This is a genomic window from uncultured Boseongicola sp. (assembly GCF_937988555.1).
Classification (GTDB): Bacteria; Pseudomonadota; Alphaproteobacteria; order Rhodobacterales; family Rhodobacteraceae; genus Boseongicola.
Map to the genome: position 1 here is coordinate 1 of NZ_CALJXO010000208.1, position 9,257 is coordinate 9,257.

Sequence of the window (9,257 nt, forward strand, 5' to 3'; positions counted from 1 at the left end):
GCAACTTCTCGTTGGCCTCACGCAATTGCCGCGCCGTGCGTTCCTGCTCGGCGGATTTCGCTTCAAGCTGATTTGAGTACTCCAAAATCTGCTGCGCTTCATCGGCCACCCGGATCAGGTCTTCGACCGTAACCGACGCCCCGCCAGTGATCTGCGCTATCATCGCATGCGCAGTTGCAGCTCCGACAGACCCCGCCAACTCGCGCTCAAGCCGATCCATGAAATCCGGCGTCACATCCGGCAAATAACCTTGTTTTCCCTGTGTCGCCGCTTCGCTCTCGAAAATGCGCTGTGCAACACCGGGACCAATAATGCGCTGCGCCATCATCAACAGATCTTCCGCTTCGGCCGCCCTACCGGCCCACCCACGCGCCCGGTCCGAATAGCGGAAAATATTGACGAAAGTCGCACCCTGTAACCGCTCAAGCGGGCTAGGGAAGCTCATCAGAGAAAAGACACAAAACGCCAGCGTGTTCAGCGCCATAGACCACAACACCGAATGAACTAAAGGGTCTAACCCATCGATCCAGAACAAAGCATTGGGCCGCAGCATCGCAATGCCAAACGGTCCCTCCTGAAAGACCGACGCCGATAAAATCGCCCCGTCACCAAAGCTTGGCAAAAACGACGTCCAAATCCAAAGCACAAAACCCGTCACCAAACCCGCCGCCGCACCAATACGTGTGGCCCCGCGCCAGAAGATACCGCCAATGAGCGCAGGCAAAACCTGGCTTACTCCCACAAATGCGACAAGTCCGATGGACGCCAATGCGGCACCTCCCCCCGACAGCCGAAAGTACAGAAATCCGAGGATCAAAATCCCCGCAATCGACGCGCGCCGCGAGAAGATCACCACATCGCGCACATCGCCCGACACTGTCGCGCCGCCGCTACGCGTGCTCAGCCAGATCGGCATTACGATATGGTTCGATACCATCGTCGCCAACGCAATCGAAGCCACAATGACCATCGATGTCGCCGACGAAAATCCGCCAAGAAAAGCCAGCGTCGCCAATGCGTTCTGATCGAAAGCTAAAGGCAATGTCAGCACAAACAAATCCGGATTTGACCCTTCTGGCATGACCGACAACCCCACAACAGCGATCGGGATCACAAAGAGGCTGATCAGGAATAAATAGACCGGAAACGCCCAGGCCGCGGTCGACAAATGCCGCTCGTGCTCGTTTTCGACGACCATGACCTGAAACATCCGTGGTAAGCAAATGAACGCCGCCGCCGACAGGAAAATCATCGTCATCCAACGGTCGGGCTGCAACGCCCAGACATCTATCGGCGAGGCATCAATCCGCGCCATCATATCGCTCGGGCCCGACCCAATCCAGAACACCGCAAAAATGCCAACCGCAAGAAGCGCGATCAGCTTGACTACCGCTTCGAGCGCAATCGCCATGACTATGCCGTGGTGACGTTCTTCGACATCCAGATTGCGCGTGCCAAACAGAATGGTGAAAACCGCCAGTCCGAACGCCACCCATAGCGCCACGGCTGCAAGATCCTCAGGCGCGTTCGACTGCCCCCCCATGAAGACAGCAAAACTCAACGTCACCGACTGCAATTGCAGCGCGATATAAGGCGTCGTCCCCGCCACCGCCAAAAGCGTCACCAGAACGCCCAGCATGTTTGATTTACCATACCGCGACGAGATCAAATCCGCGATCGACGTGATCCGCTGCGTCTTCCCGATCCGCACCAAACGCCGCAACAGCACCCACCACCCGACCATCACAAGCGTCGGCCCCAGATAGATCGTCGCAAACTCAAGGCCCGAGCGCGCCGCGTAGCCAACCGCCCCATAAAACGTCCAGGCCGTGCAATAGATCGACAATGAAAGCGTATAAACCAGCGGCGACCGCAACCACCCGCCCTGACCGCGCTCGGCGCGTTTATCCGCCCAAAACGCCACCGCAAAAAGTAACGCAACATACAGAACTGAAATCAGGGCGAGGGCGTTAAACGACAACACGGCTTAGCGCATGCCTCCGTCTTTTGACAACGTTGCCTCGGAGGTTTCTCTGGGCTCGCCAAAGGGGTCGAAGTCCGACAACCGTCGCGAGATTAGCCGCGTCGCGCCGATCAAAATCGCCCAAACGGAAAAGATGTACAAAATGCCGCCTGACGTCGTGGCGCGATCCGCCCAAAGCAACGGTAGTAATAGCAAAACAAGGCCGACAACAGGCATCAGGCGGGCCGCATCGCTTAACCGGCGGCGGCGATAGCTTTGTCGTTCCAGAAAGACCGGTTCGGGCGGACGGCTCACTTGCCAACCAATGCGCGCACAGTCGCAAGGACCTCGCCATTCGAGAAAGGCTTGGTCATAAAGCTACTCGCCCCAAGCTTTTCAGCCAGTTCGCGATCCTTCTTTTGCCCGCGCGCCGTCAACATCAACACCGGCAGCTCCTTAAATTCCGGATCCTCGCGCAAATCGTGCAAAATATCGTAGCCCGACCGGTTCGGAAGCATCACATCAAGCACAACCAGATCGGGACGCCGGGCGCGCACCGCATCCAGGGCCGTCAAACCATCCGAATGAGTATCAACGCGCCAGCCATCGCGCGAAAGGATAAACCGGATCGCCTCGATGATGTTCGGCTCGTCTTCGATCAGCAGAACACTCCCGCCCATGACTGACTCCTCCCTAAAGCCAGACAAAATCGTCTGAAACGACTATCCCTGATGGAACACGAAGTGTCAAAATATTGTTCGCAGACAGTCACATCACCCAAATTTAGGCGCAGGCTCCGAGACGTTCAGGATCGAAGGTTCGCGCCGCGCCGGGCAGTCCCGGATTGCGCAGACACGACACGACGTGCCGACCTGATAGGGCGCGTCCTCCTCGCCGACCGAGGCAAGAACCGGCATCAAAAGCATGGTGGACTCCACCACCGGAGGCCGCTCGAACCCTGCCACATAATCTGACGTCGCTATCGACCACGTCTGAAACCGCACGTCGTCCTGCCCAACCAGCGCTACATCAGTTCGCACCGGCGTCAACGGTCGGTGAAGCGCTTGAAACAACGGCCAGACGGCACATGCCGCCCCAAACCGCGGCGGCGCAAACCCGCGCACCGGTTTCCGAAACGCCAATGTTCCCGAACCGTCGCAAATCACCAGTCCGGGTGGAAAGCCCCCCTTAAAAAAGCGCGCCGGCAAAGTCGAAAGCCGTCGCATGGCGCGCGGTAAATCAGTCGAAAACCGCGCCGACAACCGCATCGGATCCCTCTCACCGGCAAGAACCGCCTCTTCAAACGGACCCACAGGCAACGCCCGCGCATCCGCGCGATAGCGTTCCAGGAACGCCGTGGCCAAAGCGCGCGCCGCAGAAGATGAAAACACGGACCCTGCCTGCGCCACGATATCACTCGCAGCGGTGTCATTGTCCGTTTCAAGCGCGTCGATCCGCCAATCCTGATCGCTTAACCATGCTTCAAGTTCGTCCAGCGGCAAAGACAACACCCGATCCGTGTCTCCTCCCACGTCAAGATAGCCGACCAAAGCTTCGGTCGCTTCCGCCAAACGCTGGCTGTCTTCGTAAATGTTGCGGTGAAAGCGCGCCTGCCACGCGGCTTCAATCTCGTCGCCGGTCGCCAGAATTCCGCTGGTCGACCGGATCGCCGTGACTGTCGACAAAACATTGTGCAGCGACGCCGACAAAAACGGATCATGCGTCAGCCGGTCATTCAAGGTTTCGACCAACCGCTCCAGTTCAGACACCCGGGCGTGCTGCTGCGTCACAAGCCGCGCCCATCCCGGAAACCGACCCGCGAAATCCTCGCTCCTTTCGATATCTGCACCCGGCTCCGCAAAGCCCCCGGCGACCGCGTCCAAAGCCTCGGTCAACGCCGCCCCCGCGCCCTCGCTCAAGGTCGCCGTGTTCACCCCAAGGGCGCCGGCCACATTGTTCAGTAACGCGCCGCCGATCTTGCGGCGATTATGCTCGATCAGGTTCAGATAACTGGGTGAAATACCGCATTCGCGGGCAAGTTCGGCCTGCCGCAACCCCTTATCAATCCGATATTGGCGGATACGAGAGCCTGTAAGGACGGGACGCGCCATGGCGAAAACCTCGAGTTTTCAACGACTTTCTGTGAGTGCGAGAGAAATTCTTTACAACTCTCTGCACTCGCGCGTTTATTTATTTACAGAATAATCGTTCAAGAGTCTAGGCTTACTATCTTTTTTTCATAACCCGACCGATAACATCCCTACCTTGTAAAAGGTCCGGCTGCGCGAGGAGGCGCTTGTAGACAACTACACAAGCCGGAAAACAAAGGGAGAGCTTTATGACAAAATCTAACTTTACCCGTCGTGGTGTGCTGAAAACTGGCGCACTCGCCGGTGCCGCAATGGCGACACCAACCATCTTCGACGGTTCCGTCTGGGCTGCCGGTCACACCGGCTTCACAAACGCCCCTGAAGGCGGTTCGGTTACACTTGGCTTCAACGTTCCACAGTCCGGTCCCTACGCAGACGAAGGCGCCGACGAATTGCGCGCCTACGAGCTTGCAGTCGAGCACCTGAACGGTGGCGGCGATGGCGGCATGATCAGCACCTTCTCGTCCAAAACGCTGGACGGCACGGGGATTAACGGCAAAAAAGTCGAGTACGTCACAGGCGACACTCAGACAAAATCTGACGCCGCTCGCGCATCTGCCAAGTCGATGATCGAAAAAGACGGCGCCATCATGATCACTGGTGGTTCGTCCTCTGGTGTTGCAATCGCTGTACAGGGTCTCTGTCAGGATGCTGGCGTTATCTTCATGGCTGGCCTCACACACTCGAACGACACCACTGGTAAGGATCGCAAGGCCAATGGTTTCCGCCACTTCTTCAACGGTTACATGTCCGGCGCCGCTCTGGCACCTGTGCTTGCTGCCCGTTACGGCACTGATCGTAAAGCCTATCACCTGACCGCGGACTATACGTGGGGCTGGACTCAGCAGGAATCGATTGCAAATGCGACCGAAGCCCAGGGCTGGGAAACTGTTAACAACGTTCTGACACCGCTGGCCTCGACGGACTTCTCGTCCTACATCGCTCCGGTTCTGAATTCGGGCGCAGATGTTCTGGTTTTGAACCACTACGGCGGTAACATGGTTAACTCGCTGACCAACGCAGTTCAATTCGGCCTGAAAGACAAGCAAGTCAACGGCAAGAACTTCGAAATCGTTGTTCCGCTCTATTCGCGCCTGATGGCACGTGGTGCTGGTGAAAACGTTAAGGGCATCCTTGGCTCTACCAACTGGCACTGGTCGCTGACCGACGAAGGCTCCAAAGCTTTTGTTAAGTCGTTCGGCACCAAGTACGGCTTCCCGCCAAGCCAGGCGGCTCACACCGTTTACTGCCAGACGCTGCTTTATGCAGACGCCGTCAACCGTGCCGGGTCGTTCAACCCATGCGCTGTCGGTGAAGCTCTTGAAGACTTCGAATTCTCGGGTCTGGGCAACGGCGACGTTCTGTACCGTGGCGCTGACCACCAGTGCTTCAAGGACGTCTTGGTTGTGCAGGGTAAAGAGAACCCAACATCCGAATTCGACGTTCTGGAAGTTGTCGAAGTTACGCCGCGCGCGCAGGTCGAGTATCCACCGAACCACCCGATGTTTGGCGGCGACGAAGCGTCTTTGGGCGAGTGTAACCCAGGCGCATAATAGCGCGATGAAAAGAAGGGGCCGCGCACGCATCGCGCGTCCCCACACTTTCGCCGCACAGGTCGGCTGATCTGCGATTTTCAAAATTTTAGGGTGGGGACATGGACGCCTTTATACTTCAGGTTCTGAACGGCCTCGACAAGGGGTCGGCCTATGCGCTGATCGCCCTCGGCCTGACTTTAATCTTCGGCACGCTCGGGGTGGTAAATTTTGCCCACGGCGCTTTGTTCATGCTCGGTTCGTTTTGCGCAGTGACGTTGCAACGGATTTTGTCGCTCAGCTACGAAACCATTGACGAAACCCAGCTTGACTTCCTCGGCAACCCGCTGAAGGTCAAATCCACCTATATCGAAAGTTGGCTAGGGAAGGATGTCGGTTTAGCCATAATCGACTGGTCTGTCCCGATCGCAATCTTGTTCGCGATCCCGGTGATGATCGCTATCGGCGTCATCATGGAGCGCGGCCTAATCAAGCACTTCTACAAGCGCCCCCATGCGGACCAAATCCTCGTGACGTTCGGCCTTGCAATCGTGATTCAGGAAGTCGTCAAGTATTACTACGGCGCCAATCCAATCCAAACACCGGCTCCCGACAGCCTCTCCAAAGCGCTCGACCTCGGTGTGATGATCGGATTTGATCCAAATGCAATCATCTACCCTTACTGGCGCCTGATATATTTCTTCTTCTCAATGACCGTCATCGCGGGTGTCTTCGCCTTCCTGCAGTTCACCACGTTTGGCATGGTGGTTCGTGCAGGCATGGCAGACCGTGAGACAGTCAGCATGCTGGGTATCAACATCGACAAACGCTTTACCATCATGTTTGGCATCGCAGCCGCCGTGGCTGGGCTTGCGGGCGTTATGTACACTCCTATCAATCCGCCGAATTATCACATGGGGATGGACTTCCTTGTCCTAAGCTTTGTTGTCGTCGTCGTCGGCGGAATGGGATCTCTTCCGGGCGCGGTGCTTGCGGGCTTTCTACTCGGTATTCTTGAAAGCTTTGCATCAACTGCTTGGGCCACAAGTTTGCTCCCCGGCATCAACCAGATCATCATCTACCTTGTCGCAATTATCGTTCTTTTGACCCGCCCGCGCGGATTGATGGGACGTAAAGGCGTGATGGAGGAATAAAACATGCTTGGCCTCAACTTCAGAGACAGATCACTATTCTTCATCGTCATTGCCTTGACCGTGCTGGCGCCGTTCATTCTGAACCCGTTTCCTTCCGAAAGCTCGCTGGCACAGTTTAATGCAGGCTACCCAGATCTGATGCAGCGGTTTGTTATCTTCGGGATCTTCGCGATCGGTTTCAACATCCTTTTCGGACTTACCGGGTACCTCTCGTTCGGTCACGCCGCGTTCCTGGGTGTTGGGTCCTACGCCGCCGTGTGGGTGTTTAAACTGTTCACCTACAATGTTCTTCCGGCAATCATTTTGGCAGTCGCTGTCGCCGGCCTCTTCTCGCTATTGATTGGCTATGTATCGCTGAGAAGATCGGGCATCTATTTCTCGATCCTGACTTTGGCTTTCGCACAGATGTCGTTCGCTCTGGCCTACTCCGTTCTGTCAAACCCCAAATTCAACCTAACCAACGGCGAAACCGGTCTCCAGGTCTACGCGGATGACCCGCAATGGCTGCACCGTGACAGTCTGCCGGACCTGCCGCACCTCTTCGGACTTTCGATGAGGTCAAACTATCAGCTCGATATCGGCGCTTGGACGTTCAATTTCAACGTGGGCTATTACCTCTGCGTCGTGATCATGCTTATCGTATTCTATATTGCGATCCGTTTGTTCCGATCACCCTTCGGGATGATGTTGCGGGCGATTAAATCGAACCAGCAAAGACTGAATTACACCGGTTTGAACTCGCGTCCCTATACACTTGCAGCATTTGTCATCTCGGGAATGTACGCCGGTCTCGCAGGTGGACTGATGGCCGCGATGGACCCGCTTGCAGGGGCAGAGCGCATGCAATGGACTGCCTCAGGTGAAGTCGTGCTGATGGTTATTCTTGGCGGTGCGGGTACGTTAATCGGACCAATCCTGGGCGCCGGTTTTATCAAATACTTCGAAAACATATTCTCGAAGATCAACGATCAGATCCTGCACCAGTGGTTCGCTTTCCTGCCCGACGGGCTCGAAGACTTCCTCGTCTTCATCATCCACCCGTTCATCGGCAAAGGCTGGCATCTCACATTGGGCATCTTGTTTATGCTTGTCGTGATCTTCCTGCCCGGTGGCCTCGTCGAAGGCGGACAACGTCTTGGCAAACTCTTCGGTCGCCGTAAAAAGACTGAAGATGCTGCCAAAGACGCTGCCAATACACCTGCGGAATAAGGAGAGACCAAATGGGAATTCTTGAAGTCAAAGGTGTAAACAAGCGCTTCGGCGGCTTGCAGGCGCTTGGGGACGTGAACCTTTCCGTCAAGGAAAATACGGTTCACGCCATCATCGGACCAAACGGTGCGGGCAAATCCACGCTGCTTAACTGCCTCGTAGGGAAACTGATCCCCGATACCGGATCGGTTATGTTCGACGGCCAGTCCGTGCTGGGATGCAAGCCACACCAGATCAACCAGATGGGTATCTCCCGCGTGTTTCAGACGCCCGAGATTTTCAGCGACCTCACGGTTCTGGAAAACATAATGATCCCTTGCTTCGCCAAGCGCGACGGGTCCTTCCGCTTGCACGCCTTTGAAAGCTTCGCCCAGGAGAAGGATATTCTCGAAAAGGCCGAAGCCATTCTAGAAGACGTCAACATGGCTGACAAACGCCATATGCACTCGGCGTCCATGTCGCGCGGCGACAAACGCCGCCTTGAAATGGCGATGTGTCTTGTGCAGGAACCCCGGCTCCTGCTCCTCGACGAACCAACCGCTGGCATGGCCCGTGCTGACACCAACAACACCATCGATCTGCTGAAACAGATCAACGACCAGCGCGACATCACCATGTGCATCATCGAACACGACATGCACGTCGTGTTCAGCCTTGCAGACCGGATAACGGTCCTTGCGCAAGGCAGACCTCTGGTCGAAGACGCACCCGAAAACATCAAAGGCAACCCCAAGGTACAAGAAGCGTACCTCGGCGAAGTTGCCGCTTAAGGAACAGGGGACACCGACATGCTTGACGAAAAACCCTACGACAATAACGCCAATAACGCCGCTACCGCACCGGCCTACCTCAGTGTTTGGAATATCGAGGCCTACTACGGCGAAAGCTACATCGTCCAGGACGTCAGCTTTAACGTTCACGAAGGCGAAATCCTCGCTCTTCTGGGCCGCAACGGTGCTGGCAAAACCACCACGTTGCGCAGTATCGCCCGTATGGATAGCCCCGAACTGCGCTTCGGCGAGATCTGGCTTGATCACAAACCGCTGCACAAGATGAAAAGCTATGAGGCGTCACAGCATGGCATTGCTCTGGTGCCCGAAGACCGACGCATCATCCCCGGCTTGACGGTCGAAGAAAATTTAAAACTTGCCCAGATCGCCCCGCCCATCGGATGGTCGCTTGAACGCATCTATTCGCTGTTCCCACGTCTCGGCGAGCGCAAGAGCCAGGACGGCATCACCCTGTCGGG

General features: G+C 56.3%; 9 protein-coding genes. 5 read left to right on the forward strand and 4 right to left on the reverse strand.

The features are described from left to right. The 4 genes from Q1B15_RS12330 to Q1B15_RS12345 all read right to left on the reverse strand — a co-directional run. Window positions 1-1,984: sodium:solute symporter family protein (locus tag Q1B15_RS12330; RefSeq protein WP_299754034.1), on the reverse strand; the 1,984-nt coding region annotated here is incomplete at its 3' end. 3 nt (window positions 1,985-1,987) lie between these two features. Beyond that, window positions 1,988-2,278, reverse strand: a complete 291-nt coding sequence (locus tag Q1B15_RS12335) for a hypothetical protein (protein WP_299754035.1) — start codon at window positions 2,276-2,278, stop codon at window positions 1,988-1,990. Beyond that, a complete protein-coding gene (locus tag Q1B15_RS12340) occupies window positions 2,275-2,643 on the reverse strand; it encodes a response regulator (RefSeq protein ID WP_299754036.1) in 369 nt (122 codons plus the stop codon). The genes Q1B15_RS12335 and Q1B15_RS12340 overlap by 4 nt, the downstream gene beginning before the upstream one ends. A 93-nt stretch (window positions 2,644-2,736) precedes the next feature. Beyond that, the gene (locus tag Q1B15_RS12345; protein WP_299754037.1) at window positions 2,737-4,074 is read right to left on the reverse strand and encodes a helix-turn-helix transcriptional regulator; all 1,338 of its coding nucleotides are present in this window, start codon (window positions 4,072-4,074) and stop codon (window positions 2,737-2,739) included. Between the two features lie 227 nt (window positions 4,075-4,301). Between Q1B15_RS12345 and Q1B15_RS12350 the strand changes: the two genes are divergently transcribed. The 5 genes from Q1B15_RS12350 to Q1B15_RS12370 form a co-directional block, all read left to right on the forward strand. Then, complete coding sequence (locus tag Q1B15_RS12350; RefSeq protein ID WP_299754038.1) at window positions 4,302-5,666, forward strand: substrate-binding protein; 1,365 nt, start codon at window positions 4,302-4,304, stop codon at window positions 5,664-5,666. 101 nt (window positions 5,667-5,767) lie between these two features. Next, a complete protein-coding gene (locus Q1B15_RS12355) occupies window positions 5,768-6,799 on the forward strand; it encodes a branched-chain amino acid ABC transporter permease (RefSeq protein WP_299754039.1) in 1,032 nt (343 codons plus the stop codon). Between the two features lie 3 nt (window positions 6,800-6,802). After that, window positions 6,803-8,008, forward strand: coding sequence for a branched-chain amino acid ABC transporter permease (locus Q1B15_RS12360; protein WP_299754040.1), 1,206 nt, complete (start codon window positions 6,803-6,805; stop codon window positions 8,006-8,008). Between the two features lie 11 nt (window positions 8,009-8,019). After that, window positions 8,020-8,778: an ABC transporter ATP-binding protein gene (locus tag Q1B15_RS12365; protein ID WP_299754041.1), complete on the forward strand. Its 759-nt coding sequence runs from the start codon at window positions 8,020-8,022 to the stop codon at window positions 8,776-8,778. Between the two features lie 18 nt (window positions 8,779-8,796). Further along, window positions 8,797-9,257, forward strand: a 461-nt coding sequence (locus tag Q1B15_RS12370) for an ATP-binding cassette domain-containing protein (protein WP_299754042.1), incomplete at its 3' end; no start/stop codon positions are given.